The 26,811-nt window shown below is 58.7% G+C and carries 34 protein-coding genes; 5 read left to right on the top strand and 29 right to left on the bottom strand.

The genetic code is table 11. The features are described 5' to 3' along the window. Positions 1-131 precede the first annotated feature (131 nt). Genes ACUTAF_RS25400 through ACUTAF_RS25355 form a run of 10 tightly spaced genes read right to left on the bottom strand, consistent with a single transcriptional unit; the run spans position 132 to position 8,603 of the window. Positions 132-329, bottom strand: coding sequence for a hypothetical protein (locus ACUTAF_RS25400; RefSeq protein WP_445582614.1), 198 nt, complete (start codon positions 327-329; stop codon positions 132-134). Continuing rightward, the gene (locus ACUTAF_RS25395) at positions 330-920 is read right to left on the bottom strand and encodes a hypothetical protein (protein WP_088192426.1); all 591 of its coding nucleotides are present in this window, start codon (positions 918-920) and stop codon (positions 330-332) included. Beyond that, on the bottom strand, positions 917-1,465 hold the full coding sequence (locus tag ACUTAF_RS25390; protein WP_088192425.1) for a hypothetical protein: 549 nt from the start codon (positions 1,463-1,465) through the stop codon (positions 917-919). The genes ACUTAF_RS25395 and ACUTAF_RS25390 overlap by 4 nt, the downstream gene beginning before the upstream one ends. Before the next feature lie 2 nt (positions 1,466-1,467). Then, positions 1,468-2,004, bottom strand: coding sequence for a hypothetical protein (locus ACUTAF_RS25385; RefSeq protein ID WP_034023617.1), 537 nt, complete (start codon positions 2,002-2,004; stop codon positions 1,468-1,470). After that, the gene (locus ACUTAF_RS25380) at positions 1,994-3,130 is read right to left on the bottom strand and encodes a hypothetical protein (protein ID WP_088192424.1); all 1,137 of its coding nucleotides are present in this window, start codon (positions 3,128-3,130) and stop codon (positions 1,994-1,996) included. The genes ACUTAF_RS25385 and ACUTAF_RS25380 overlap by 11 nt, the downstream gene beginning before the upstream one ends. 9 nt (positions 3,131-3,139) lie before the next feature. Next, positions 3,140-4,186, bottom strand: a complete 1,047-nt coding sequence (locus tag ACUTAF_RS25375; protein WP_172424807.1) for a type II secretion system F family protein — start codon at positions 4,184-4,186, stop codon at positions 3,140-3,142. Between the two features lie 41 nt (positions 4,187-4,227). Next, positions 4,228-6,105: an ATPase, T2SS/T4P/T4SS family gene (locus ACUTAF_RS25370; RefSeq protein WP_088192422.1), complete on the bottom strand. Its 1,878-nt coding sequence runs from the start codon at positions 6,103-6,105 to the stop codon at positions 4,228-4,230. Beyond that, the gene (locus tag ACUTAF_RS25365; protein ID WP_088192421.1) at positions 6,105-6,914 is read right to left on the bottom strand and encodes a hypothetical protein; all 810 of its coding nucleotides are present in this window, start codon (positions 6,912-6,914) and stop codon (positions 6,105-6,107) included. Before ACUTAF_RS25365 ends, ACUTAF_RS25370 begins: the two co-directional genes overlap by 1 nt. 10 nt (positions 6,915-6,924) lie before the next feature. After that, the gene (locus ACUTAF_RS25360; protein WP_088192535.1) at positions 6,925-7,539 is read right to left on the bottom strand and encodes a type II secretion system protein; all 615 of its coding nucleotides are present in this window, start codon (positions 7,537-7,539) and stop codon (positions 6,925-6,927) included. Positions 7,540-7,574: 35 nt separating this feature from the next. After that, positions 7,575-8,603 carry a PulJ/GspJ family protein gene (locus ACUTAF_RS25355; protein WP_445582613.1) on the bottom strand — a complete coding sequence of 343 codons (1,029 nt, stop codon included), beginning with the start codon at positions 8,601-8,603 and terminating at the stop codon, positions 7,575-7,577. A gap of 165 nt (positions 8,604-8,768) precedes the next feature. On the opposite strand from ACUTAF_RS25355, the gene ACUTAF_RS25350 reads away from it, so the two are divergent. From ACUTAF_RS25350 to ACUTAF_RS25335, 4 genes are all read left to right on the top strand, one after another. Next, a complete protein-coding gene (locus ACUTAF_RS25350; RefSeq protein ID WP_311188768.1) occupies positions 8,769-10,451 on the top strand; it encodes a hypothetical protein in 1,683 nt (560 codons plus the stop codon). Between the two features lie 96 nt (positions 10,452-10,547). Further along, on the top strand, positions 10,548-11,714 hold the full coding sequence (locus tag ACUTAF_RS25345) for a tyrosine-type recombinase/integrase (RefSeq protein ID WP_311188770.1): 1,167 nt from the start codon (positions 10,548-10,550) through the stop codon (positions 11,712-11,714). A gap of 8 nt (positions 11,715-11,722) precedes the next feature. Beyond that, the gene (locus tag ACUTAF_RS25340) at positions 11,723-12,082 is read left to right on the top strand and encodes a hypothetical protein (protein WP_311188772.1); all 360 of its coding nucleotides are present in this window, start codon (positions 11,723-11,725) and stop codon (positions 12,080-12,082) included. A 270-nt stretch (positions 12,083-12,352) separates the two neighbouring features. After that, a complete protein-coding gene (locus ACUTAF_RS25335) occupies positions 12,353-13,195 on the top strand; it encodes a metallophosphoesterase (RefSeq protein WP_088192416.1) in 843 nt (280 codons plus the stop codon). Positions 13,196-13,210: 15 nt separating this feature from the next. Here the strand turns inward: ACUTAF_RS25335 and ACUTAF_RS25330 are convergent, their stop codons facing one another. The 11 genes from ACUTAF_RS25330 to ACUTAF_RS25280 all read right to left on the bottom strand — a co-directional run bounded on the left by ACUTAF_RS25330 (position 13,211) and on the right by ACUTAF_RS25280 (position 20,883). Further along, positions 13,211-14,605, bottom strand: coding sequence for an AbiJ-related protein (locus ACUTAF_RS25330; RefSeq protein ID WP_088192415.1), 1,395 nt, complete (start codon positions 14,603-14,605; stop codon positions 13,211-13,213). Positions 14,606-14,632: 27 nt separating this feature from the next. Beyond that, positions 14,633-15,172 (bottom strand): hypothetical protein, encoded by a 540-nt coding sequence (locus ACUTAF_RS25325; RefSeq protein WP_034023597.1) that lies wholly within the window; start codon positions 15,170-15,172, stop codon positions 14,633-14,635. A gap of 29 nt (positions 15,173-15,201) precedes the next feature. After that, positions 15,202-15,639 (bottom strand): hypothetical protein, encoded by a 438-nt coding sequence (locus ACUTAF_RS25320; RefSeq protein ID WP_140422143.1) that lies wholly within the window; start codon positions 15,637-15,639, stop codon positions 15,202-15,204. Positions 15,640-15,650: 11 nt separating this feature from the next. After that, positions 15,651-16,367, bottom strand: a complete 717-nt coding sequence (locus ACUTAF_RS25315; RefSeq protein WP_034023594.1) for a helix-turn-helix domain-containing protein — start codon at positions 16,365-16,367, stop codon at positions 15,651-15,653. 139 nt (positions 16,368-16,506) lie between these two features. Next, on the bottom strand, positions 16,507-16,899 hold the full coding sequence (locus ACUTAF_RS25310) for a hypothetical protein (RefSeq protein ID WP_034023592.1): 393 nt from the start codon (positions 16,897-16,899) through the stop codon (positions 16,507-16,509). Further along, positions 16,886-17,302, bottom strand: a complete 417-nt coding sequence (locus ACUTAF_RS25305) for a hypothetical protein (RefSeq protein WP_034023590.1) — start codon at positions 17,300-17,302, stop codon at positions 16,886-16,888. The genes ACUTAF_RS25310 and ACUTAF_RS25305 overlap by 14 nt, the downstream gene beginning before the upstream one ends. Further along, positions 17,302-17,568, bottom strand: a complete 267-nt coding sequence (locus ACUTAF_RS25300) for a hypothetical protein (RefSeq protein ID WP_034023588.1) — start codon at positions 17,566-17,568, stop codon at positions 17,302-17,304. The genes ACUTAF_RS25305 and ACUTAF_RS25300 overlap by 1 nt, the downstream gene beginning before the upstream one ends. After that, a complete protein-coding gene (locus ACUTAF_RS25295) occupies positions 17,565-18,875 on the bottom strand; it encodes a type IV pilus twitching motility protein PilT (RefSeq protein ID WP_088192411.1) in 1,311 nt (436 codons plus the stop codon). Before ACUTAF_RS25295 ends, ACUTAF_RS25300 begins: the two co-directional genes overlap by 4 nt. After that, complete coding sequence (locus ACUTAF_RS25290; protein WP_311188780.1) at positions 18,872-19,735, bottom strand: type IV secretory system conjugative DNA transfer family protein; 864 nt, start codon at positions 19,733-19,735, stop codon at positions 18,872-18,874. Before ACUTAF_RS25290 ends, ACUTAF_RS25295 begins: the two co-directional genes overlap by 4 nt. 13 nt (positions 19,736-19,748) lie before the next feature. Then, positions 19,749-20,237, bottom strand: a complete 489-nt coding sequence (locus ACUTAF_RS25285) for a hypothetical protein (RefSeq protein WP_311188782.1) — start codon at positions 20,235-20,237, stop codon at positions 19,749-19,751. 16 nt (positions 20,238-20,253) lie between these two features. Beyond that, positions 20,254-20,883 carry a hypothetical protein gene (locus ACUTAF_RS25280; protein ID WP_088192410.1) on the bottom strand — a complete coding sequence of 210 codons (630 nt, stop codon included), beginning with the start codon at positions 20,881-20,883 and terminating at the stop codon, positions 20,254-20,256. A gap of 126 nt (positions 20,884-21,009) precedes the next feature. Between ACUTAF_RS25280 and trfA the strand changes: the two genes are divergently transcribed. Next, on the top strand, positions 21,010-21,891 hold the full coding sequence (gene trfA, locus ACUTAF_RS25275) for a plasmid replication initiator TrfA (RefSeq protein WP_073666294.1): 882 nt from the start codon (positions 21,010-21,012) through the stop codon (positions 21,889-21,891). Positions 21,892-21,988: 97 nt separating this feature from the next. On the opposite strand, the gene ACUTAF_RS25270 is transcribed toward trfA, so the two are convergent. The 8 genes from ACUTAF_RS25270 to ACUTAF_RS25235 all read right to left on the bottom strand — a co-directional run bounded on the left by ACUTAF_RS25270 (position 21,989) and on the right by ACUTAF_RS25235 (position 26,514). Beyond that, positions 21,989-22,246, bottom strand: a complete 258-nt coding sequence (locus ACUTAF_RS25270; RefSeq protein WP_034023579.1) for a hypothetical protein — start codon at positions 22,244-22,246, stop codon at positions 21,989-21,991. Between the two features lie 131 nt (positions 22,247-22,377). Further along, a complete protein-coding gene (locus ACUTAF_RS25265) occupies positions 22,378-22,632 on the bottom strand; it encodes a hypothetical protein (protein ID WP_311188786.1) in 255 nt (84 codons plus the stop codon). Positions 22,633-22,925: 293 nt separating this feature from the next. After that, complete coding sequence (locus tag ACUTAF_RS25260) at positions 22,926-23,141, bottom strand: hypothetical protein (protein ID WP_139274875.1); 216 nt, start codon at positions 23,139-23,141, stop codon at positions 22,926-22,928. A gap of 18 nt (positions 23,142-23,159) precedes the next feature. Further along, complete coding sequence (locus ACUTAF_RS25255; protein ID WP_034023570.1) at positions 23,160-23,387, bottom strand: hypothetical protein; 228 nt, start codon at positions 23,385-23,387, stop codon at positions 23,160-23,162. Positions 23,388-23,415: 28 nt separating this feature from the next. Next, positions 23,416-23,868 (bottom strand): hypothetical protein, encoded by a 453-nt coding sequence (locus ACUTAF_RS25250; RefSeq protein WP_311188790.1) that lies wholly within the window; start codon positions 23,866-23,868, stop codon positions 23,416-23,418. Between the two features lie 16 nt (positions 23,869-23,884). Then, entirely contained in the window at positions 23,885-24,070 is a 186-nt protein-coding gene (locus ACUTAF_RS25245) for a hypothetical protein (protein WP_311188791.1), read from the bottom strand. A 221-nt stretch (positions 24,071-24,291) separates the two neighbouring features. After that, a complete protein-coding gene (locus ACUTAF_RS25240; RefSeq protein WP_311188792.1) occupies positions 24,292-24,552 on the bottom strand; it encodes a hypothetical protein in 261 nt (86 codons plus the stop codon). Positions 24,553-24,711: 159 nt separating this feature from the next. Continuing rightward, positions 24,712-26,514 (bottom strand): DNA cytosine methyltransferase, encoded by a 1,803-nt coding sequence (locus ACUTAF_RS25235; protein ID WP_311188793.1) that lies wholly within the window; start codon positions 26,512-26,514, stop codon positions 24,712-24,714. Positions 26,515-26,811 lie beyond the last annotated feature (297 nt).

Genomic DNA, 26,811 nt, shown 5'->3' with positions numbered 1-26,811 from the left:
GGTACTGCGGCACGCCATGTTTGTTTACCGGGAATTCCAAGGCAGCCTTCTCCTTCGGTACTGATAAACAGAACTATAAGGGTAGGAGCCAGCCGCGTCTAATGGTTTCGCGAGCAACTGAGCGGCGACAGCTAAGGGACACCCAGGCCCATCATCGCCTTGCCTAATAGATACAGCAGGACGCCGAATCCACCGAGCAGTATCAGCAGGCCCAGATAGAATGCCGAGCGAGCTGCATCGGTGTCCGGGCCCGTGGCGGTGCACCTGGCAGCATCAGCCATCTGGGCTCCACCACCGATCAGGAATAGGCCGAGCACGAAAAGAAGCACTTAATGCCCCTTCTGCACGAGCCGCCAGTAGTAATTGGCGAAGATCCGGTCGACAACGTTGGTCGGCGGGTTGATGTCAGGGCCACCACCCTCCTCGATGACGCTTAGGTTCAGCGGGACCTCAATGTCCCATATCAGCGCCCGCGGGTATCTCTCCGTCGGGAGAATGAACAGATCGAACCGGAGCTGCCGACCTCGGTAACGATCAGCAAACGCCGTCAACTCGACAGTTTCATTGTTCACGTTCGCCAGGGTGACAACCTGCCGCCGGCGACCCTGCCCGTCGTACAGATACACCAGCAGGTACGACTTCTGCCCCTTGTCGATGTACCCGCGGAACGTCTGGCCTACTTCCCCGGCCACAGTCTTGCCCATGTTTGCCCGGTATTCCCAGAACAACGCATTCCCCATCATCTCAATGCGGTACTTCGTCTCGGCAAGGCCAGAGGCCTTGCCAAATCCGGTATCGGCAAGCCACCAGCAGCCGCCCCCCAGAACCCCAACAAGAGCGACGATCAGCACAATACGCTGCTTCTTGCTCCCCTCCTCAAACGGGTTGAGCAGCCCGAGGAGAGCCCAGTTGAAGCTCATTGCTTCAACTCAAGAAGGTGCGAATACTCCCCTGCCACAAGCAGGGCTCCGTTGTTGCGCAGCTGAACGAACACCTCCAGCGGCTGACCTTCCGGACTGGAGACGATCATGCCAATGGGTTGGCCGGACTGAACAAAGCGGCCATTGATGAAGGCGCCGCCAGTCGCAAGCCCGGTCAGTTGAACTGATGCGAGCTGGTTACGCAGCTGCTGCTCAGCCTCCACCGCCTTGATTGCTCCGTCATCGACCACCGGAGCTGCCGGCACGAAGATTTCGTCCAGCAGTGCCAGGTCGGGCTCTGCGGGATCCGTCGACTGGGCTGGGGAAGCCATCGCGCCCGGGAGCGCCTGCGGGTTATCCGGGACTGAAACGCTGGGCGCGATTTCGTTGACGTAGCCCTTGATCGGCAGCTGGGAGAACTTGCTTGCCAGGGAAGGAGCCCCATACACGGCGAGCAACAATGCTGCAGCCATGATGGCTCCATTCAGGAGTACCACCTGGTTGGACGAGATTCTGTTGCCGGTCGTTGCCATTTTAGCGCCCATGGTCAAGCCTCCTTTCGTGCAAGCACGCAAAGACCGCCGAGGGTCGCCACTGGCTTCCCATCTTTGGAGGAGATATCCAGCCGGTTGAGCTCGATGTCATGCCGCACCATGCTGGTGATGCCTTTGATCATTCCCCGCATGGTCTCAGCACTGACCTGCAGTCCAGACTGATCGCCGCCGGCGACGCATGTCCGTAGCAGGCCCACCGGGGCACCTTCGAAGACAACCGCCTCTACGCGATCACTGCGAAGCGTGTTGATGTCGAACTTCAACCCGCTGTTGCTCAACCGAAGCGACTGGCCGATTCCGACCAGATCCTGGCGGCCGTGCTCGGCAGCGACTTGGAACGACTCTTTCCAGCGCGCCTGAACAGGTAGCAGCGCCTGATAAGCAGCCTTCCAGGTGCGCAGGTTGTCCAGTGCCTTGGCCTGGGCACCGACTGCCTCACCAATGCCCGTTGAAACCTTCCAGCCGCCGGCGGCAATGGCCACCGCAACCACGATGCCTGAGACAACGGCTACGACGCGCTCATTGGACATTCCACACCCCCTCGATCTCTACGATTCGCACCCCATCCGAAGTCCGAATTTCGCCAGGCCTCAACCACATCTCGTAACCGGAGGCCTCAACGAGCCTGGTCAGCAACTGCTTGGCAAACACACGATCGGGCACGGATTTGTCCACCGGCACAGCCAGGTCCATCTCAAAATCAGTGGTACGGCCACCCAGACCATTCCCCTTGGAGCCTTCTCCAAAAACAGCGATGCGCCGGACCTCGGCGTCGCTTTTCACCGAGCTGGACGCCAAGGTCGTCCAACGCTTGATCAGGTCACCCTGGGCCGGCGCCATGTCGAGCATGCGCTGCTGGCTGGAAAGCGTGTTGAGCATCGAAGAGCCCTGCTCATACACACCACTCACCCCCTGCACTTCCTTGTCAAAGTCTTGCTGCAGATCCGTGTAGCGGATCCATTGGAAGCCAACCAGCGCAGCCGCGACCAGACCACCCACCAACAGCCCTGCCAGCGGGCCCGCCAAGGAGCGCAAGGGGCTTTCACTTGCCCCGCCCGCGCGCAAGGCGCGCAGCCGAAGACGCTTGAGATTCAGCTTCTCCACAGGCACCGGGATGATCTTGTACGCATCCATCAGCCGGTCTGGGAGCTCTAACGGATAAGCCCAATATACCGGCAGATCATCCGTGATACCGCTGCGGTTCAAGACATCGTTGAGGGCTAGCAGGAACTGCGACGGGAAATCGCTCGAACTCATGGCGGGAAGGCGCTTGTCCACCACCTGGGTGACCCGACCATCGTTGACCATGAAGAACTCAAGGTTCGTATCCGTGTCGCTGGACGCTCCCCCTACGAAAAGGAAGTCTCCGCGGAGCTTGCGCATGTAGTGGAGGTAAGCGTCAGCCAGCAGGTAAAACTTGACCCGGGGCTGAGCCGTGACCTCGGCCATGATGGAGTTGGGAACTCCAACGTGCAGGCTGCCCCCATCGCCCAGCATCTTGAAGCTGGCCGGCCGGGGCGGCTGGATCTGCATGTCGGCAAAGACCGGCGAAGCAGCGTCCAGGGTTACATAGGCCGCCTCCCCGGCCAGATAGATGGCCTCACCAGGACGATAGTCCTCCGTGAGAAGTGCTCGTGCTTCAGAAACGACGCGCATGCGCCCTCCTTATCTCATACTGCTCGATAGCGTGTTCCCAACCATGGTGACCACCTCAAACAGGTAGGCCACGATAGGGAGGGCTGCGGAAGATGCCACTAGGACCAACACCGCCATCTTGGAAAACTCGACCATTGCGTTGACGGTAGCCTCCGCATCCTCCAGCAAGTAATTGCTGGCCGTCGTCAGCTGATCATCCGTCTCCATCGTCTGCTCGGAAATCTGCAGCGCTACCTGCAGGAAGATCGGCCATTGGCAGCGCGGGTCGCTGGGGTCGAGCCTCGAAGGGTCGCAGGCAGCGCCCAAGCCTTTGCCGAGGTTGAGGTCGGCTTGGTAGCGCTCGATGCCCTCGCGAAATACTTCCGGCACGGACTTCACTGTGATGCCGATCGCTTTCGGCATGTCGTCGAATCCCGCACGCCACATGAGCGCCAGGTAGCGAGCCCACAGCGCGAAGGAGATGTTCTTGATGGCATCCCCGAGAAACGGAATACGGAGCACCACCGAATAGACGCCCATCCGGCCCTGGGGAGTCCGCGCGTAGAAGATCACCGCACCCACCAACACGATCAGCAGAGCCAGCATGTACGGCCCGCTAGTCCGGAACAGATCCGATAGGGCGACCATGAACTCCATCAGAGCTCCACGCTCGATCGGCCGGCCTCGCGGCTGCAGTTTCGAAGAAGTCTCTGCAAGGGTTGGGATCACCGCCACGACGAAACCAATGAAGATGATGATCCCAGCCAAGAACATCATCGCCGGCTTGAGCAGGGACTTCGCAGTCTTGCGCATGCGTTCCTTCATGATCAGCGTGTCGCGGATCTCGAACATGACCGGCGCCATCTTGCCCGACTGCTCACCAACGACGATGGCCGCGATAATTTCCTCAGGCAGCAACCCAGCACAGGTTTGCGACAGGTATCGCCCGGAGGCGACCTGATCCGCCATATCGGCAAGCTTCTCGCTCTGCTTTGGCAGCAAACTGGACAGTCGGCGCAGCGCCGCATCCAGGTCGATTCCTGCACTCAGCAGTGCCCCGAGGTTACGCGTGAACATGATCTGCTCTCTCAGAGAGAGCATCTTTACCTTCCCGCTCATCAGGTGCTCACTCCCGTCAAGTCAATCAACCCTTCGTGCAGCGCATCGATCGCCTGCCCCTCCAGGGTGAACGCCTGCTTTTCAGCAGCCTTATCGAACTCACCTGCACGCAGTAGCGCTTTAACGTCCTTGGTGAAGTCGAGAATGCCGTGCACCGGATAGACGCCGATGTAGCCAGTGCCCGCACAGCGGTCACATTTGTGGTCAGGCTTTTCGCGCGAGGTCACCGGGAAACGGATCTTGGACTTGTCGATCGACATCTGATCCACATCCATCCCGCGCAGCGCCATGCTGTAACGGAACTTCGCCCACTCGGATGGCTCCGGCGCACGCTGGACGGAACAAACGGGACAGAGTTTGGGAACAAGCCGCTGGGTGATGATCATCACCAAGGCCTGCAGCAGGTCATGCTGACGCTCCTCGCTCAGCAGGTGCGCGAGTGAGGTGTACCCTTCCACGGGCTCAGAGGCGTGGAACGTCGACAACACGAGGTGGCCGGTCAGCGCCGCCCGGGTCGCGACTTCAGCACTTGCCCGAGATCGGATTTCGGAGAGAAGGATCACATCAGGGTCGTGCCGCAAGAACCCTTCCAAGTAGGGCTCATACACATCTGCACTGGGGAGACTGAACTGCTCCACCCCAATCAGACTGCGCTCCTTGGGGTCTTCGAGCGATAGCCGTTTAACCGTGTCCCCGAAGATGAGGTAGTGCTGGCCCAGGAATGCGGCAAGAGTGGTCGACTTACCCGAGTTGGTAGGACCGACCAGGAGGATGATGCCGCGCTTCACATTGAGGGCCGAGATCAGATGCTCTTTGACCTTAGGTACGAAGCTGAGCTTGTCGATATCGACGAACCCATCACCATCCTCCTGCTCCAGGTAACGAGCAGAGATCGATACCATCTGATCGTCATCGTTAAACGCGCTGCGCATGTCACCTGGGATGAACGAGCAACGCATCTCATAGGTGTTGGTCTGGCCGCGGTAGAAGAGGCGACCGGTAGCAGGCTTCATCAACCGGGTGCCAGAAGCGTTCGCGCCGGTAGTTTGCAGCAAGAAATTCGTGACCTCGATACGTTCCTGCAGGCTGATACGGTAGCTATGCAGGCGCACGCCATTTTCGCGGTAATAGATCTCGCCCTCACCTGTTTCGAGAACACGTAGCGAAAGGTCGGTGGCTTTCCGAGCCACCCCGGTCTCCAGCATGTCGATGGCGATGTTGCGCTCGGGCCCGCGCGTCCGGTCTGCATAAAAGAGCCGGCCGACGTTGTGGCCGCCCTCACTCCCCCCGTTATCCTTCCGTGCGGCGCGAAGGGGCGTTGCAACCTCCACGCGAGGAGCGAAGCCAAAGCGCAACGCACGCGCCTCGGTGCGCAGGCCTTTGGCCAGAGCGCTGGCAGCCGCTTCTGAAGCACCGCGCTGGCGGAAGCGCAGCATTTCTTCGTAGCTGGAGAAGACTAGGCAGTTGTCGCCGGTTGGCATGCTGACAAGCAGACCGGCGATCGTTTCGCACTCATTGCGAATCGGCTCGGAAGCCACCAACGGGTGAACCGCAAGAGATTCAGGCAACTTGGCGTAGTAAGGCAGACGATCCTTGATCGCCATGACCTCAGCTTCGTGCTTGCGTACCTGAGGGTAAACCCGTGCCAGGAACTGGAAAAACGGCTCACGAGCCTGGGGAGTGTCCTTCGGATTCTCCACCTGCTCTTTCGTGAGATAGCCGAGAGCAACGACGATATCCCCAACACGAACATCGCCCTTAGGGTTGACCTTCGCGACCCTCAACGCGAACTGGCGGACCGGCTCCGGCGCATCGCCGCCCCACCCCCAGTTAGTGAGGAACCCGCGAGCGAGTTCTTCGTTATGCCCTTCCGTCATCAAGGAACCCTCAATTCGCGTGCGATTTGCCGCGACGTTCCGGCAGCGCGCCGTACCGTAGTCGCGTTAGAAACGAGTGCCACATGCTTGGCCGAGACCAGGTTGAAAACCACGGCCCCGCCCCAGCGGGAAAATTGGTCCGAGCAGTCAAGCGGGGTCTGTTGAAAGACCACCGGTGACGAGCAAGCGGTATTTACACAGGTGCCGCCGCCGGCGGCACAGATGGTGTTTGCGTTGCCAATAGCAATCGGCCCTCTCGGGAAAGTGTCCTGCTCAACAACGGAGTAGCCGCGAGCGAGCTTCTGCAGCGTGATCTGCATGCGCATCGCCTCGTCTGTCAGCAGTGACAGATAGGTCTCCCGCGTTTCGATCAGATCGAAAACCACGCCGCTGGCCGGGCCGCACCAAGAGGGAGCGGTGGCGAAGCCAGCCGTCGCAGAACATGAATTGCTGCTGACGGCCAAGGGATCCCAGGAACGATCGCCAAGGTCATCCAGTGCATAGACAAGGGCGCGATCGAAGCGCCAGACCCCATCCGATACGTTCGGTGCAGAGGCCAGATAGACCCGATCAGCATTCGCCCCTTTGAGTTTGAAACCTTCATCAGTAGAGGCCAGATTGGCCATGGTTACCGTACCGAGCCCGCCGGTGCGCGCCATGCGCATCCGGAGGGACTCAGAGGCAACTCCCACGTAATAGGCGTCAACACGGGCCCGGTGCTCGTACAGGCTTTCCTGGAGCATGAAAGCCACGCCAGCCATGCCGGCGCCCAGGGCAGCAAACAGGAAAACGATCACCAGAACCAACATCGAGAGGCCCTTACAGGTCGTACACCAGGGTTACAGTCGAGTGCGTACCGCCGGAAACCGCGGCGTAACGAACCACGCCAGTGGTGCGGGCAGTAGCGCCGTTGAAAGTCCCGCCCTCGCGACTCAGGAAGATCTCCTGAACCAGCTCCGTGGGTACGTTGGTGAACTGAACCCCCATCTGACGGCTGCTGATGTTGGTCAGGCTGATCACGCTATCGCCCACCTGGTAGACACCAGGCGTACCTGCGGAAGGTTGGGTGACGGTCGTCACCGCATCGGACATGGGGCGAATGCCGGAAGTGGCGTAGCGCGGTGCGTAGGTCGCCGAGATGATGCCGGACACCTTGTCACCCATGATTACAGCATCCAGCAGGTTGTTGCCGGCGGCGGTCAGCGGGTTGGAGGTGACAGCGGTGGGAGCGCGCATCGTCTGGTTCATCATGGACGCCGAACGCACGATGTTCTGCGCGACGGACATCATTTCCTGGGCGTTTGCCTTCGAGGAAACGAAGTTGTTGATCAGCGGATAGACGATGGCTGCAATCACACCGATCAGGATGATGGTGATGAGCACTTCCACCAGAGTGAAACCCTTCTGGTTACGACGGCGATGCTTCTGAATCATGGGAATTACCTCGTTGTAGTTGAAACGTGCCATCACTAGAACGTGATGATCAGATCATTGGCAGCCACCCCTGTCGGCGCAGCGCCAAGACTCACCGACCCATTGATTCGGAGCGCGCCGTAGTGCGGCTCCACGTTGGCACCGTTCGTGCCGAGCGGGTCATAATCTCTGCAGTATTGGATCCGGCCACCCCATGGGGTGACCCCGTACTGGGCCTGCGGAAGCGCAAGCTTGCTCAGCACATCAACGTTGGCCGCGTCGAGGTTGTACCAACCATCACGGCAGCCCATGTTCGTCGCGGGATTACCGCCAGCGAGGTTTACTGCGGTCGCAGTGGGATAGAAATTGGTTGTTGCCGTAGGGGCCGCGCTGATCCTCATCAGGTTGAAGTAGCGCACCAACTCATTCGAAATTTTCCGCATCCGCTCTGCGGTCATATCCAGACGGCTGCGCTGCAGCCCGAGATTGGAAACAAAGACTGCTCCGAGGTCAGGATCCACCACATCCCATGTCTGCCGGTTCGCCGCGGTGAGAACAGGGCTCTGGCCTGGAATGCCCAGCGAGGCATTGGGGTTGCAGGTACTGCCGGTGCGAGCGCATGCAGTCGTGTAGATGACCCCCAGCTGATAAGTCAGTGTGGCGGCGGGCCCAGTTGAGCGAAAAAGCGGGACTGTTTCAGTTAGCCCCGTGACCCGCTGATAAACCCGCACATTGCGCAGTACCGAGGCATCATCAACGAAGCTGGCAGGATCTACCCGACCACGGCGGATCAGGTCCATCAAGGCTACATCTGCCGCAGTCGCGCTTGCTGGGTTCAACGGCGCGCTAGTCAGCCCGCCGCCGGTATACGGCGCAGGTAAATCCCCTAACGCACTCTCAGAAGCAGCCCACCCTTCCATCGCCGCGGCGATGGACGCATTGGTGCTCTTCTGCCGCTCGCGATACTCCATCTGACCCAGCGCACCCATCATCGGAAAGAGCGCAGCCAGAGCCGTTGCGATGACCCCGAGGATCACCACAGCGATCAGCAGTTCGACGATTGTGAAACCACCCTGCTTCGCCATTCTACGACCCATCATAATGCCTACTAATGTTTTTCTTTAGCGTACACGTTACCAAATTGCCGCGCAACGCCGAGCGCGCATTTAAAGACTGCAACGCCCTTCCTATAAGGCACTGAGTTGGCTACCATGACTGCATTGAAATAAGCCAAGTTTCTGGAGCTTGTTATGCAATCCAAATTCAGTCTGAATGACAATGATGTGCGTCGCCTCGTCGCTGACGCCGAAAGCAGCGCTGACATCAACCTGCTGCGAAGCCATCTGTATCGACTGGTGAACCTGCGGAAGGAGATGGGCATCGCCATCAGAGAGCAGGCACAGAACCGTAACGACCTGGCCCGGATTGTTCAGACTGCACAGCAGGTGCTGGCGGAAGATCGCAGCACCGGCCTGCTGAGCCTTTTGGATCGCAAAGGCCTCATCAGCGGCTATCGCACCAAGCTCAAAGCCCAACTCGAAGCCAACCAGGCTCTCGCCAATGCGAACGCCGATTTGCGCAGCAAGGTCTCCAGCGCAGCACAGGCGGTCTCAAGCACCCAAGCCCTACGCGATCAGGTCAGCACGCTGACCCGACAACTCGCCGACCTGCAGGCCGCCAACCAGCAAACCCTGCGGCAGCTCGAATTCGCGCGCCAAGACGCCGCTGTCCTGCCCGTGGCGCTGACGGAGGAAACCCCTCAAAGCGGGCCTGACCAGGCCCTGCTCCAAACCATACAGCAGCAGGAAACCACTATTGCCGAACTGCAGCGGCAGCTGAATCAGGCACAGTCGGCCCTGCAGGATCATCATCAAGCACAGGCTGCAGCTGCTACCCAGGAGGCAGCCGCCAGCACCCCCGAGATCGACCAGATCCGCGAGATGTTCGCGCAGCAAGTGAGCGGTTACATGGCCGACAACCTGCGTCTGACCCGCGAGCTCCGCACTACCCAAGAGACTGTCGACCAACTCAAAGGAAGCCTGAGCCAAGTCGAAGAACTGCTGACGACCGCCAACCAAGAGAACGCCGATGGCAAGGAACTCGCCAAGGCGCTGCAGCAGCAACTGGATGCGGCAGCAGAGCAACGCGCAGGGATCGAGCAACTGCTGTCTCAGCGCGAGGAGGCCATCACCCTCCTGCAGCAACAGCTGGAGGACGCGCGCTCGGCGCTTCAGTCAAGCGAGCAGAATGCCGCTGCCATCCAGACCAAACTCGAAAGCGCAATGGCTGACATCACGCGCCAAGCTGAAACCATCAGCAGCCTGAGCCAGGATAAAGAGCAACTTCTGGAGCAGGTCGCCGAATTGGGAAAGCAGAACGGCCTGAGCCAGACCCAGGTCGCTGAACTGCAAGAGAACATTCGGAACCACATCGGCCAAATCGAAGCCATTCAGCGCGAGCTGGATACGACCATCCAGAACTGGCAGGAAAGCCAATCCCTGGATCGCCAGAAGATCCAGGATCAGTCGCAAGAAATCAGCCGCCAAGGCACCCAGCTGGAGCAGCTGGCCACCACCAACCGCCAGCTTGAGCGCCACCTTGGTATGCTGGAAAATCGCACTGAGCGACTGCTCAGCATCAAGCAAGGCCTGGAGGCATCCTTGAAAGCCGGTGCCGAAGAGCGTCAGCGCCTTACCGCGCTGGCCAAGGACACCTCCTTCGAGTTGCTGGCCGTGCAGCGTCAGAACAAGGCCCTGGAGGCCACTGTTCAGCAGCAGCAATCGCTGATCACTGATCTGAGTTCGCGCCTGCAGACCGAAAAGAAGGTGATCCACCTGGCTGGGCCTGCCGCTCGCCGGGCTGCAGAGGTCGGGGATGAGGTTGTCGAGTTTGAACTCCCCCAGCAGGACGACACCCCCGGCCACCAGATGTGATTGCTGTACACTTTTTAACCATGCGCAACCAGGCCACACGACCATTGTTCCTGGAGGCACAACCCACAGAGTTTTCCACAGGAGTTGTGGATAAGCATGCAGAACAACCCCGTCGACGTGATAGTCGACGAGCTCCTTGCGGGCGAGGATGCTCTACCTATCGAGGCTCTCCCCGAGGTCAACGCACGCACCGCAAGCGAGTACGCCGCATTAAAAGCGTTTTTCTCGAAATGGTCGAAGTCTCCGCATACGCTGCGCCGCTATAAGGTCGAAGTGGCCAGGCTATGGCTTTGGGCAACAGATAAGGGTCGCATGATCTCCGAGTTGACCTACGAGGATCTGAACGACTATCAAAGGTTTCTGCAGGATCCCCAGCCTTACGAGCGCTGGTGTTCCGGCAAGAAGTACCGCCGCGACTCACCAAACTGGCGCCCGTTCGTTTCCGCGCTGTCTTTCAACTCCGTTCAACATGCCTTCAGCGCAATAGGGGCCCTCTATGGCGTCTGGCTTCGCTCTGGGCACATCACCAGCGACCCGATGGCCAACGCTGCCAAGCCCAAGGAGTCGCTCGAAGACGGGGTTGCCCCTTTTGCCGCATCTACAGTCGATCCCACAGAAAAGTGGTTCGACGACCGCATGGCCACCGCAATTCGGGAGGCTCTCACTCTGATGCCGGCGGAAACACCTGCTGAAGAGCAGCAGCGTGCCCAGTACATCCTGATCATTCGCACCCTGACAGTCACCGGCGCCCGGGTGAGCGAGATCGTCCATGCGAAGCAGTCCCAGATCTACGAGGATCGCTCCGGCTGGTGGATAAGGCTACGCGGCAAAGGCGGCAGGATCCGCACCGTGCCGCTGCCAAACGACTACATCACCGACGTACTCATGCCGTGGCGCATCGATCACGAGTTACCCGCGATTCCTGAGGCAGACGAAGACACCCCGCTGTGCCCGCCCCGGGTCTGGAGACAAGGCAAACCCGGCATCAGCAGCCGGATGGTCCTCAACGTCGTCAAGGATATCGCCGCGCGCGCCGCCGCCCTTCTGCCGGCCGATGCGCAACGAGCCTCGCGCCTGCTACTCCGGGCCAGCAATCACTGGTTCCGGCACACCTTCATTACTGCGCTGATCGACCAGAACGTACCGACCAAGACCATCCTGACGACCGTAGGGCAGAAATCAGAGCAAACCCTGCGCATATACGACCACAAACAAGACCATGACCGACACGTCGACGTGACGCGTGTCGCATCGAAGCTATGAGGCCCGCCGTGACCACCCCATATGTACTCGACACCCTCTACAACGAACGCTACAGCAAGAGCGATCTGTACCGTTTCCTGAAGTCCCAGTCCGAAAACCGGGCCCGCGGCGTGATCATCCCGCTGAACGAGACCGGCTCCAAGGCTTGCATGATGCTCGACTCCCCTACCCGTCGGGAGCAGCTGGTCAGCACAGGCTGGTCGAACCAGTTCCTGGTCATGCCCGCCTTCCATTGGCGGCTCATGGCGACCAAGTTCAAGCTCGACATCATAGAAAGCGATGAGATACCCCCATCTCTTCAGCCGGCCCACCTCTATCAAGTGGCCAGGAATACCTGGAAGAAACAGGAGAAGACCATCCCGGCGTAGGCTGGGGTAAACCCCGCTTCGCGTCACATGGGCCCGAGCGCAGCTCGGGCAGACAACCACAAACAAAAAATACAATAAAAATAATAACTTCCACGCGAAGCGTGATGACCACCCCAGATCACGGCTGGGCCCATCTCAGCCAATACACCAAGGCAACCACAGCCAACACCCGAGACAACCAGGCGGATATCCCGAGGCCACCCAACTCGTCAGGGACCAACACCAGAGCGGCCACCTACATGGCCATCCCAGCCAGAAGCAGAGGGCAACATGAACAGACCTACGCGATCATCCCCCCTCATAACGAAAAAGTTCGACCGCAATCTGGCCGGGCGTGACTTCGTTGTTGGTGATATCCATGGCGCCTACGATCTGGTCATCCAGGGAATGAAGGCTGCGAAATTCGACCCGGCGTGCGATCGACTGTTCGCAGTAGGCGATCTCATTGATCGAGGCCCAGGCTCACACCGCACCGCTCGGTTTCTGAAGCAACCCTACGTCCATGCCGTCAGGGGCAATCACGAGGACATGCTGCTGCAGCTCTATTCGGAAGGTGAACCGCCTGTCGAAGTCCTCCAGTGGGCGGCGAAACGGAATGGTTTCTCCTGGTGGCTGGATACCCCAACCGATACGCGCGAGGCAATCCTGTCCGCCGTCCGGGATCTTCCCCTTGTCATAGAGATCGACACTCCGCGCGGCACGGTAGGGCTCGTCCACGCTGAAGTTCCGATCGGCATGGAATGGAGCACCTTCCTGCAGAAGCTGGCCGCGGGCGATGAAAGGGTCATCGAGTCTGCACTCTGGGGGCGCACCAGACTGAACTCGGGGGACACCTCGGGGGTGATAGGGATCGGCCGGCTTTTTGTGGGACATACCCCCCAGTGGGAAGGACTGAGGCGCCTGGCCAACATCTATGCAGTGGACACCGGCGCAACGTTTGCCGAGCTCGGCCGCGAAGATCTACCTGGTGCACGCTTGACGATGGCCAACCTCGCCATGCAGACGGTTGACCTAACCCAGCATCTACCGGCAAGCCCAGGCAACGTAGACCTGCGAGACGGGAACATCGGTGACAATCCATTTGGGCAGTACGCTACGGGGATAGAGCGCTGACCCCGACACCGCGACTCAGAACTGAACGCCGTGCTTTGGCAGCAGCGCTTGAAAAAACTCAAGAGCGGTCCTGGCCGATCGCTCACCCACTTTAAACCTCCCATCCACCATCTCGGTATCACCGAACTCTGCCGCACCAAAGCGATACACCTCATACCCATGCAGGCGGAGCCTACGATCTTCTGCCGCCATCTCTGCATACTTCGCCGGCGACGCTGATCTCCCATCCGCAAAATGGTGCATGCCGTCCACCTCGATCACTATGCGCGCGCCCCGATCCAAGAGCAGCAGCAAGTCCATACGTTGCCGGGCAAGAACCGGGTTGCTGCCACGCTGCGAGGCCGTCTTGGGGTCGTAGTGGAGATATACTTGAGGGATTAGGGCAGGCAGCCGCTCACCCAGCAGCGGGACAAGCTCCGTGTAATAGGTGGTGAACAGAGCGTATTCACCTGGTGACTTTGCTCCCCTTACCGACTCGGCAAGACGTCGGTACAGCTGTCGCTTGGCTTCGACCAGATCCAATTGGTTGTTCGAATCTCTCCACCAATTCGCCATCGCCATCCAGGTCAACCCAGCTTCAGGAATCAGGCGATCGTAAATCAACGCATCAGAGGCATTCCGGATGCCGATATCGTTGTTGATCGCATCAAGAAGATAGAGGTCTGGCTTAGCGTTAATTGCCGCGAAGATGAGATTTTTCGGCGTGCCAGAGACTCCTGCCATGGCGCGTCTGACTCGATAAAGGGGATGCCTGGATACTTCTTCAGCCGGGACGACCATAAACCCATCAGCCAGGAGCAACGCATTCAGCATTTCAGCCAGATGGGCCTGGGCCTGCCCCGTCCGACATATAGGGTGAAGTAACTGCTCAAGCAGCGCGAAAAAGCGGCCTTGAGAACAGGTCAGAGCGCCACAGTGTTCCAAGACTTCCGAATTCGAATAGTCAGGGTTCCGCAGGTAATGCTGAGCTACATCATCGCGCAGCGTCTTGAAGAGAACACCAGATGGCCCTGCCTGTTCCCAATTCGGGGCCAGAATGGCAAGCCCATCCATCGCCGGGAGGCCTCCGAACAGAGGCTCAAGACCATCTAGGGCCCCCAACAGCGATCGCCGAGTGAAATCGGTCACTCGATGCTCTGCATGAACCGTGATATCTGCCAGAAGATCTGCCAGAGTTTCAGCGCTGATCTCGTCAATCACAGACTGTGCGAGCGTCAGGAGAGAAGGAAAGTCACTGTTGCTGATCCGGTTATAAACGTACTTCCGCTTGCTCCTGAACGACTCGTTTACATCACCCGATTCCAAACCGAGCCGAACGCAGACCTGGGGGAGGTCATTCGCGCTGACGGCATGAAGAGCATCAGCGATAGCCCAACGAAGCTGGTCGATTGGAATTTTTGCAGATGACACGTCGTGCAGCCTCCTCGGTAATCCAGACTATCGCGGCGTCGGTGCACCTGGGTTGAACTCAAGATCGTAGTCGAGGGTCTGCTCAGCCACTGGCGCCTTCGGCGTCAGAGCCTCCGCAAGCGCATCGCTCAGTCCCTTTGCTTGGTACTCGCCTTTGAGGATCTCGCGACGCTCACCATCGAACTCATCCACCGAGAAAAGCGCGGCGATGCGCAAGAAGATCAGAGGTTGATCACCTTCCCGAACACCCGTTACGTCGACCAGCAACACCGCACCAACGCGCATCCCTTCGACAGCAAGCCGGAAGCTATACCCAGCTTCCGGCCGGCGGCGTGATCCGGCAGTTACACGATCGCTTGCGCGCTTTGCGCGCTTTACCAGGTTCTCGATGAGTCCGAAGGGGGCGTCCAGAAGTTGGACCTGCGTGACGCCGCGCAAAAGGAGATCGACCACATTGGCCAGCCCATCAGCAAAGCGCTCTATCGGGTGATCCGGGGATGGCCAGCAAGATATCAGGAGGTCGCTCAGAACCTCCAGGAGAGGCTCGCGAAGGGATGCTGGGTACACCAGCCCTGGTCCAGGACTGGGAGCCCGCTTCATGAGAAATGCTTGTCCGGACGAGTCAGGACTCGCTTGAGAAGATCCAAAACCGCGAAATCATCAATCGTGACCAAGGGGATTGCCCCTGTCTTGAAGTTCTCGCTCAACCACCGGCCATCCTTCAGGAGGCGAGCCTGCGCATGGACAGAAACTCCATCTGCACGACCGCCCTTGAAAGGGTTCCGCTGATCCCGATGGGTCACGACCAAAGTCGCCCCGAAATCCGGGTTTGCAGATGAAACCAGGTAAAGCGCAAAGGTCCCCACTGAGCGCGAGCTCAATGGGGGGTGCTTCACTTTGACTTCGATGCTCGATGCGAAACCTTGAGCCAAGATGCGCTCACCGATCTGGTTGAGCCAGGCCGTTATCTCCTCCGTGAACCGGAGATTACCTTCTCGGGTTCCAAGCCCAAGAGAGCCATAGTCAGGGCGCATTCCCTTCTCCATCAAATCTTGAACGTACCGCCCATTTGTTCCAGCGATGCATTCGCTTTACGGCGCGCCCGGACACTACTGGTCGCACGGTGGCGCTCTTCAGGCGAAACAGCAAGGTCACCCTGACCTTCGCTTTTCGACTCCGGACTCGGCGGCAATGCCTTCATGACGCCGCTCAGATCGAAGCCTTTCGTGGCCCGCGCCAGGCTGTTCTGGGGGACCAGGCTCAGAACTTCCGAGAAGAGCATCGCGTTCGTGGATGCTGTGTCCGTGCGGCGCTGGGAGGGGGTCTCGCCGCGCAGCGTCCACTCAAGGAAACTAAAGCGTACGAGGTCAGCAAGCATCTCCTCGCCATTCAGCACAGGCTCCGCATTATCGATGATGTTCAACGACTTGCGGATCAGCCAGAGAAGATGCACCACCACCTTGTGCGGCTCACGTTCAGCACTCCATTGGCGAACACTGATTTCCTGGCGGCCTACCAGCAGACCAAACGCTGCCGGCGACAAATTCAAACGCTCACGGAGCTCTTCAGCCGTCTCGGTGGTGTAGAACGGGAGCATCTGCGGGTAAGCCGAAAAGAATCGAACCAGGACCGCCTTCGGAATGTTCACGGGCACATCGGCCTGCTTGGTCGTCATGTCGTACCAAGACCGGCGAGAAGGAATCGCGAACACCGCCTCCATCAGGTTGATGTCGAGGTGGTAACGATTCAGGAACTCCTGCACGTCCCCACCAGTAACCGCACGATCCTCTGGCGGCCAAGGCGCAGAGGATGCGGGGCTGCCGGCCCAGGGCTGAGTTGCAGTCATGTTTCCTCCACAGGTATCTGCTTTTATCTATCCAATAGCATACACGAATTCTTGGTTATGCTGACGCACTTTCGATAATTCTCAGCCTGTACCGCGCCTCGAAAGTTGCGTGCGGGACGAACACTGCTGCGTCCAAATCTTCAAGCATAGGGACCACGCCAGCCGGCGTTACGAACATATACTTGCGCCAGAGCAGGTGCCGACGAAGCTTGAAGAAAATGCCCCGGGTCAGTTTCAACTGAACAGCGACGAACTCGTTCCAGAATAGCAAGCAGCCCTCACGCTCCAGGAGGGTGACAAAGGCGAAGTGCGCCTGCGCCTCAGGGGTCAGGCTCAAAATACAGATCGCGTCGTCTGCATCCATCCGCGGGCGCCGCACGAAATGGATCTGAGGGGGCTCAACTGACGACTCGACACCCAGATAGGTCGGAATCTCAGAGGCGCCCAATCACGACCTCCTCACGCTCTCCATCCACGATCACGAAAAAATTGTAATCACTCGCCAGGATCTTGAGTGCGTCCGCCCAGTAGGTTTGTACGACCAGGTTGATTTGCTCGTTCTCGACGTTCGGCGACGAGTAACGAACAGCCCAGCCAGCCGGGAGAATGCGGGCGAGTGCATCGCTGAGCGAGGAATTTCTCACGTCGGCGTTCACGACATATGCGTCTGCAGGAGCCAGCGCCCGGTTGAGCACAAAGAGTCCCTTGGTGTTCTGGCAGTTCACCAGCCGAGTCGAGCCATCAGTTACGACAACAGCGTCGTGCACTACCAACTCGCCCGCCCAGGTCGACATCGCCAGCGACTGGAAGATCGCCAGAACGATCAGTGCTGAAACAGTTTTTCTGCTCATTAGTAACTCCTGAATGGCTTACGGACGTTGCCGGATATCCATCGACGAATTCGCCGCACCATGTCGAAAAGCGTGGCGTTTTGTCGTTTGGCGTAGATGATGAAGCCGATGCCCAGCGCACATAGGATCTGGATGGCCCAGTGGTTTAGAAAGACAGCGACCAGGACTAGGGCAATCCAGCCAGGGTGATAACCGAAGGCTTCCGGCTCACCGCATGCCCTCACATAACTGGAGGCATCGGCCGCAACCGGCGGGAGGTCACTCATAGGACTTCGCTCCTTTCTTTGGCATCCATGAACTCAATGCGGTCGAGCTCTGCCTTACCGAGCCGGCCTTCCTTGAACAAATCCCGAGCCTCGTCGACCATCAGACGCCCATGCGCTTCCATGACCTTGCGAAGCTCATGCGTCAGATTCTTTGCCGAACGAAGCTGCTCTTTGATTTGTCCATCGAATTCGAGGCGCTCCCGCAAAGCGACACGTCGCCCGTCTGGCCCCACTCGCAAGAGTTGGCTGACGATCATGTGGAGGCTATCCACCAGGTCGTATTGCACTGCGCCAACCTCTTCCTTATCGAAGGCCTGCAGAAAACGAGTAACGGTCTGAACAGCTGATGTGGTGTGCATGGTGGAGAAGCAGCCGTGACCGGTGAGGGAAACCTCAAGGCCTGCCTTCATCGTTGCACGATCACGCATCTCACCAACCAGGACGAGATCAGGATCGCAACGTAGAGATGTCTCCACTGCATAGGCGAAGCTTTCAAGCATTCGAGGGACTTCCCACTGAGTCACCTCCGAATACGGGCGCGCGTACTCCGTATGGAGATACTCAATAGGGCTTTCGATGGTGATCAGGTGGTCGCTATGGTCGATTGACTCCATCCGATGCCGTAGCAAAGCCGCTAGCGTCGTAGACTTACCAGAGCCCGTTGGCCCGGTAACCAGCATGATCCCGCGATCGAGCTTCATAACCGCATTCACGATGTCTGGCGGCATGTAAACCTGTTGGATCGTAGGAGGGAGTATGGTGATCTGCCGGCAAACGACACGAAACCCAATTCCGTCGTAAGTCCCTCGGAGGTTTACGCACACCCGCCAACGCGAGCCCATCCGCCCACCTTTTCGGCAGGTATAGGCGAAGTCCATGCGTTCGCCGCCAAGGACGGAGGTGACAATCGAAGATGAGTCGTAGAGCGCCGTCATCAGATTGCGCAGCTCGTCGTTCGTCAGAGTGCGGTGCGTCAATCGGAAGATCTGCCCGTGAACGCGCACGGTGATCGGCTCACTATCGCCGAATTTGATGTCGTTCACCTCCACCGACGCAGCGTAGGTCAACAGTTCATCGAGCTGATCCTTAACGCGATACGACTCCGGCGGGAGGTACTCCTTGACGCCAGCGGGCGGTGCGAACATGTCAGGAGCACGCCGCATGCGGTCTTGCTGCCGCTGCATATCGTCATCAATGAGATGGCTCAGCCCTTCCACGGCCGTGGGATCACGGTCCGCCAACTCTTCGAAAAACCGGCGACGCTCCCTCTCATCGAAATTGAGGCCAGGCTCAGTCGTCTCGTTCATTTTTCACCTGGAGCAGTAAAGCCGTAGTCGAGCGCCTTCCAGCGACCTGGCTCAGAAACGAAATACGCATCCTGGGAGATCAACTCCTCGCGCACACCGATCAACAGCTCATCGCCAGATTCGGACGTAACGACATCACCCGGCCGCCGTTCAATCACCTTCGGTGGATCGATCATCCCGTGCAGGGCAAGGAGACGATAGAGAACCATCCCTCGGAAGCCTCTCTGCAAGGCCTCTAGCCTCAGATCGAACTCATCGATAGCCATAGCCCGGCCTTCGCTCCAGCCCTCGCGCATGGCTTTCTCCCAGAGCTCTGTTTCTTTGGCGCTGCGAGGCAGCAGGGTTTCGCGCGGGAGCGGCGGACGGCCTGCATCGTCAGGCAAGAGAAAGTCACGCCAGGACAACGGGCTGTTACGGAATCGAGCCTGAACCAGTGTCCGGTAGTTCTTGGACACAAGGCGACGAAGACGGCCGTCATCCTCAATTGCACGGTAGTCTTCCGCTGAGTCGAGGATAGGCGGCTGAAGGGTTCCTGACCGCAGATAAAGCCGGCCAAACGGGAAACCCTGGTCGAGCTTCATGGACTGCTGATTGAGGAACTCAACCTGCGCAAGCCAGCGGTTATACCGCCCCATCTGGACGCCGTAATTGCGCCCCGCTTCTGTCATCAGTTGCAAGCGGGCAATTTCTTGCCGCTCATCCTCGTCCATGGATGGGTCAGGCGCTTCTCGGGCTTTTTTCTGAACGTCCAGCAGCGCTTGCTCCGGAGAAACAGCCTCGCTTGGGACCGAATCTGCAGCCTGGACTTGCCCTGCGAGCAACGTCATGACAACCGCGAGGTGGATCGCTAACCACTTCATCTTGCCCCCTCTCTCACGGCTGGCGTGCAGCCAAGACAACTGTCTTGGTAGCCGCATAAACATGAACACGCATATCAGATGGAACCTGGTCCATCACTTGCCCCATGACCTCTTTGAGCGTCCGCCCTTTTCCTTCGATGTTCACCATGGCCGGGTTACTGGGGAGGGTCACTGCAGGCACGAACTTGTAACCGGCCAACACCGCTATGCGTTCAATGGCCTTGGGATAAGGGAGGGTAAACACCTCGTGTGTCACACGATCAAACCCAGGAACCACCGCTGCACGAGCTGTCGCTTCGCGCTGGCGATCGAGCGCCGTACGCTTCTGCTCGGCCAATGCGTTCTCCGCACGAGAAAGCCGCTCCAGGTCGCGCTGAGCCAACTCAGCAGCCGCGGCCAACCGGCCAACAGAGGGATCGTTGTTCAGATTCTCCGCCGGCGGCGGCGGCGTAGCGCAACCAGCCAACGCAAGCGCAAGCGCCAGGGTAAAAGTGTTTTTCATGCAGTGTTCTCCGCGACTAACTTGAACTTTGAGCAACGATCAGGGGCAGAGTGAACCGCCTGCCGAGCATTTCGAATTCCGCCATTCCATCCTTTTCGCCCAGGTAACGCCCGTTGACGCCATACACCTGGCCGTTAACCCCCACCACCCTGACAATGCTGTCGGAAGCCAGATAAACCAGAGCACCGTTTTCCCGGAAGCGAATGGGGGTGATCAGCATCCGTCCAGCCGCATCACCTTGCTTCTTCTCTTCCTGCCGGTTTTCTACAGGCGCCGTGGCCGGCTCAGCACTGGCCTTTTCGCCAGAGAAAAATGCTTGCAGCGTCGCGGGCATAGGAGTGAAAGAGTTGCTCACTTCAGGAGTAGGCAGAGGCGGAAGGAAGGACTCCACCCGCGCAGGGTCGCTTTCTTTCCCAGTGCCGAAATTCACATTGGCCACGATCGCTTGTAGAGCCGCGTTGGTCGCCCTAAGTCGCTCGATCTCGTCCAGCTTGCGCTGCACATCCGCCGGCAGCTCAACACCTCCGGAGACCTTTGCCAGTTGCTCAAGCTGAGCCGGCAAGCTACTTGCAGCCGTGAACAGCTGATAGTTCACACCACCCAGAGAGACCAGAACCATCAGTTGTAGAAAGGTTGAAGCTCGCATTCCCACATCCGCCGCGCATCACGATTAGTACAAAATAGTAATCTCAAAAATATACTTTTCCAAGATAGATTTTTGGTTTACATTTTAACCACCCAGAGGACGACTGAAAATCACAAGGGCAAGCCGATGACAGATCCAGTTGAGCAGGTGCGCGCCCTACAGCGCAAAGCCGCCGACCGCAACACCAGTCTGAAATCAGGCTTGTCTCTTGAACTGTTCGCCCAAGGCGACCTTCTCCCCCCGGTCACCGACCTGGCCCCATCGACGCTACCCGAGTGGAGCGATGCCGTTCGAGGAGTGCCAAACGCGATCATCCGCGGAGCTCTGTTCGCTGCGGTTCAGGGAAAGACCAGGCGCTATATGAAGGGAGAGGTCGTCGAGCAAGGCGACGGAATGACCATCAAGTTCACGGGGATGCAACTCGATCAGTCTGACCTTGATGTTTGGGAAACACTGATCCACATCTCGCGGCACACCCCAAAAGGCGAGAAGTTCTATTTCCACGCCGGGGCAGTGCTGAGCTACCTGGGACGCCCACGCGGTGGTGATCACTATCGTTGGCTCAACGAGTCAATCAATCGCATGATCTCCGGAGCGGTGTCGATCACGTTCGACGACCGATACACCTACTCCTCCAACATGCTGAAAGCTTGGAAAGATGAGATCACCCAGGACTACATCATCCAGCTGGATGAGCAGCTCCTTTCCCTCTACTCCCTAGGATGGACGCAGATCAACTGGGCTCAGCGTGACGCTCTGCGGGGCAAACCCATCGCGCTCTGGCTGCATGGATGGTACTGCAGTCACACCAACCCAGAAGACATCAGCATCGACCGAATCCAGCAGCTATGTGGATCCAGCAACAAGAACCGTGATTCCTTCAAGGCCAAGGTGAAAGCCGCCCTGGAGGAGATCAAGGAGATCGGAGCCATTGCGAACTACAGCGTCTCTCGCAACGGCATCGTTCATGTCGAACGCAACCCGTTCAACACCCTCCCCGGCTTCTAGCTCGCCCTGACTGATCACTTCCAGCCGGAATTTTCCCCTCCCCCGTGGTACTGCCAAAGGCTCAATCAAGGGCCGGCGGTGTGCAGCGATCTTCTTCTCAGACATTCTTCTTGAACTGAGCGGCCCAGTCTTCGACCTTCCCGCCCATCCGCTTCACCGCAGCAGCACGAGTCTTCGAGTAGTCCACTCCGAAGCGGTCCATCCATTCGATAGCCTGCTGTGCAATACCGATCTGACGCTTGAGTTCATGCTTCGGCGGGCGAGCACGCGAGGCCAGGTCAGTTACTGTCGCCAGAGTGCAATCGGTGATGTAAGCCAGCCCCTGCCCTGCATCACGAACTTCGTGCATGTTCATCGCTCGTTTTCCTCGTTCTCCAAAGCCCCTGGCCCTGGTGTACCTTTCGCCCGGCTCATGGTCGCCGGCAGTCGTGTTTGTGGTTGCCCGCTCGGGCCGTTCTGTCGGTGCAGATCTGACGAAATCCCCCGTTATGCGTAGTCGTCAGGGTCGCCCAGGCTGGCCGCCGAAAAGTAGCACCGGCACGCCTCGCAAGCCTCTTGCCCATCGTCTACCCAGCCGCGCACCTGCTCCGGCCAATCGTAAACCCCACCAGGGGCGCACATCGGGCACGGCCAGCACTCGGCCACCGCATTCAGGAGGCGACGAGCGCGGGCGGTGCCGGTCGGCCAGTCATCACCCGGCAGGGCCAGCGCGGCGACCTGGGCGGGGGTCGGCTCGATCATGGAGCGGGCTCCTACGCGTTTTTCTCGTTATTCGGGCTTGGCCGGTGTACCGGGAGCGGGGTCTTTCCAATCCAGGCTCTCTCCTGCCAACAGGGCAGCAGCTTGTCGGGCACCTCGCGCTGTGCGGTACATGCGGGGCAGCTCTATGAACTGCTTGGAGCCTTGCCGCGTCCAACCGCAGTCCAGAGTGAAAGGACTCCTGCTCAGCGGATCAAAGACGATCTCGAAGCAATCATCGCTCTTGGTTCTTGCAGTACACAGAACGGTAGGCATGGCGCGTGGGCTTCCTTGAACTATTGAGCGCTTGGCTTTTTAGTGATGGAAAGAGGCAGCTTGCCCGGAGCGATAAATAAGCCCAGGCAGAGAGCGTTGCGCTTCACTCGCTGCCAGCGCGTGAAATCTGGATTATCCACATGCAGCCATTCCGAGCATGCAGTGGTGGCCAGAAGTCGCGCAGCCCACCAGCGGCCCCAAACTTTCGGAAGATGGCTGTAGAACCACTGATTCATCGCGGTTTCCTCGTTACTTCAGTTGCTCTCCGGCACATAAGCCGGAAGAGCGAGACCAGCAGCCGCCAGGGCCTGGTCGGCAGCAATCAGCAGACGGCAAGCCGGACATTCGTCATCACGCACCTCGTCACCTTCCACTTGGTCAGGGCAAAGCCCCATGAAAGCGTGCAGCACCTGGCCGGTGCCAATGGCATACAGACCAGCCAGCACATCGGCAGGCAGAGTCATCGGGGTCGATTTGCTCATGGCGTTTTCCTGAACTTTGGGCTGCGGACTACGCAGCGTCTTTTTTCGGGTAAGCGCGACGCAGAAGCCAATCCATTTCCCACTCTGGCCCGCTGGCGCAATCATTCTTGTATTCTGGGTAAAGGTCAGGCCGAAGACGCTTCGCGGTGCTTGGGTTGGCCAGCCAGAAGTCTTTCCAGCCGCTCGGCTCTCCAATGTACTGGTGGTCAGGGTTCCTCGTGGCTTTCCCTGCCAGCACGCCCCAACTCTCCAGATGGTTGCAAACCCGCATAAGTCTGCGATGCACATAGGCATAGACCTGGCCCTTGACCAGGGAAACGCCTGTCCTCTCGACAAGCAAACGGTCAATGTCGTCCAGCATCTCTGCGTCGTCATCGTAGAAGGCGCAGGGACTGAAGGACGCCCCCATACTCTCTGCCAGTACATCAATGATTGCGACGGCAACAGCGCGATCTGGAATCGTTCGGGGGTGCCTACTCATGGGCGCTTCCTATCACTCATTGATGATCGCTTGAGCGGCAATCAACCGCAGCAGAAAGGCGACTCTCGGCCTTCTCAAGACGATTTCGGTTGATCGCTGCAGCAACACAATTTCCAGACTTCTCTGCGCGCTCGACCGAATCCCGCTCGGCCCGGCAAGCAATTTCCAACGCAGCGATACGGTCGCTCTTGCTAATGCTCATTGCCTTCCTCAGTCACTGGTTGCCATCGAGCTGACCGGCAGCCGGCTCGAAACTGGGTTCATCAGTTGTGCAGGAGTGACCGCAATCCGGACAATCCGCGTAGCTTCCAAACCCAACGAGGTCCGGGGTATCGCCTGTCCACGCGCAGCGAGTGCAGGCAAATGTCCAGCGCGGAGCAGGCATCACTTGATCCAGGGTGCGTTGAAGCATGTCGGTCTCCTTCATGCGGCAAGCTTCGGCCAGCCCTGAGTCGTTGGATCGACAGCCGGGCAAAGCTGACGCGCCAGGCCTTCGCCGTGGATCGAGCATTCTTCCCACGTATCGGCATCGGCAAACAGATCACGACCAGACGCAACGTCTTTGCCGCAATAGCGGACAAGTCGTCCGAAATCGGTGTAGCCGTTGCGCTGGCTAACACAGCAGTACATCGCTCCCAGCAACAGCGATTTGCCATCGGTATCCAGAATTGATTCGGCGGCCATGATCGGGACTCCTCCACTTTCTTCACGCCACTATAGTTCTGTTAATCAGAACACGTCAAGGCAAGAGATTAAGCGTGGCTCGACAATGCTGGCCGCCTCGGCGAGTGCCATGTGGAAGAGTTCTAGCGGTCTGTACACCGAGAAAATGGCCGGCCATAGCTACCACTCAAAGCTGTAACTATGGCCGGCCTGAACATGGTCCTCCTCCACATCCATGCGCTGCGCCGGCGCCTGGATTGGCGGATATCCAAGCTCTCCGAGTCGGGCCTGGAGATCGACACTGGGCGCAGGGGTTACTTCCTGGCTGGAGAACCATCGCACATCCATCCTCTTGCCCAGCTTCTGGACGATCTCCACAACATCCCCCAGCGCCGGAACGCGCCCCTCTGGCGTGATGAGTTGGTCTACTCGGTAGATGATTCCGACGTTGTTGCCGATGTCCTGAATGGCCACCCCCAGATCCAGGACAGTGATCGGCCCCTGGTAGCGAACTCCTCGCACGGGCTTGCGGATCTCGCTGAGTACCAAGCCTGCAGTCTCCAGCAACTCCGAAGCCACTGCCTGCGCAAGCTCGTCGCGATTGGCCGGACGGTTCTCCAGAGACTGCGCGAACTCCTCAATACATTGGGCGACCGCGGCGCCCACAGCGCGGAAGGGCTCATAGTTGACACTTTGGCCCAGGACCTCATGTGCAACGGTGCGAGACAGCCCTTCCACCAGCTCTTCGGGAACCTGCTTCAGTCGAGCATGCTCCCCCACCGTGAAAGGCCGCAGCAAATCGGGGTTCGTAGGGTGCCGCAACTTCGGGTCAGTCGACCCACAGCGTGCATAGCCTTTTCTCATGGTGCCTACGCGCTGAGAGTCTTCGCCGTACACCTGCATGACGAACCCCTTGCCTGCCTTTAGATCCCTCTCCTGCTTGGCCTTGAGACCGCGCATCTCGCTCCAAAGGGGGTCATCCAGCGGAATGTCATCCAGGACATCCGACAGACGCAGGTCGACCTTCTCCGGGATCTGGAGCATGTCCCAACTGAAATGCAACCCTTCTGTAACCGCAACAAGGCACCACCGCTCTCGATTTTCGAGAGCATTGAAATCACTTCCGCGCAGGACTTTTTCGTGGACCTCGTACCCCAAGTCGCGCAATTGACTCCGGAGAATCGCCGCACTTGCCGAGTTCGAATAAGGGACCACGTTTTCGAGAAGGAAAATGGCGGGGTTCGCACGACCGATGATCATCAATCCGCTGACCACCAGGTGGCCGACCTCGGGATGCTCCTCGGGCATCGAGGTGCCTCGCTTGGCTCGGCCGGGCTTGGACGCCCCTGAGCAGGGCCAGCCAGCTTCGGCGATATCGGTCTGGGGCAAGTGCGTCATCGCGCGCTGGTCGAAAGCGAACTCCTGCATAGGGGCCGCGATCGGAATAGTGTCACTGGTCCACAGGGGATTGCGCTGACTGGCGTGCTCAATGAGCTCGGGGCGAATTTCATTCGCCCAGGCCAGGGAGGAATCGACTCCGTTTTCTTCAAGCCCTTCATGGATAGCGTGGGAGAGAATCCCGCCACCATGCGACATGCTACCCAGTTTGAGAGGCTGACCAGACTCAAGCTTGGCCCGGAGCCGGCGGAGCCGATCCTTCTTGCGCAGCTCCGTCGGAATGGGAGATAGGTAGATCTCGCCATCTCGCTGAACCATTCTGATGGCGGCCATGCCATCAAATAACGCCAAAAGCTCCTGGCTGTTGATATCAATGATCGGCAGGGTATCTGCGCTTCCAGCCGGCTTGGCGCTGACAACGCGGTCACCGTTCGGGTCCGCCCGCAGCACAATGCTGCCGCCAGTGACGTGTACCGAGTACGAATCACCGGAGCGTAATCCCGCTCGCGACACCTCAGAGCCTTGCAGCCAGATGCGAGGCCTGCCGCGATTCTGACCGATATTCTTGATGTAGTAACCGCGCATTTATATCTCTTTGCAACTGCGATAGTGAATTATCAGTGCAAATTAAGGATGCCAGGCTAAGCGCATCGCTGTCCAGGATACGGTCGATGAAAATGCTTCATGCTTTCAGCTTGTGGATCTGCTCGACCACGCACCAAATCCCCTTGCCTATCAGGCCATGTCAAAAAATCGGCGTGCCACAACAGTAGATTCATTAATAGTAATCGCAACTTATCCACAGGCCGCGTCATGCGAGATTGGAAACATCGCCGCGCCTCGTCATACGAGGTTGATTGCGGCCATCACCCTCAGAAGAAA

This window comes from Pseudomonas sp. SP16.1, assembly GCF_052682975.1.
This window is presented reverse-complemented; position numbering and strand designations above follow the sequence as displayed.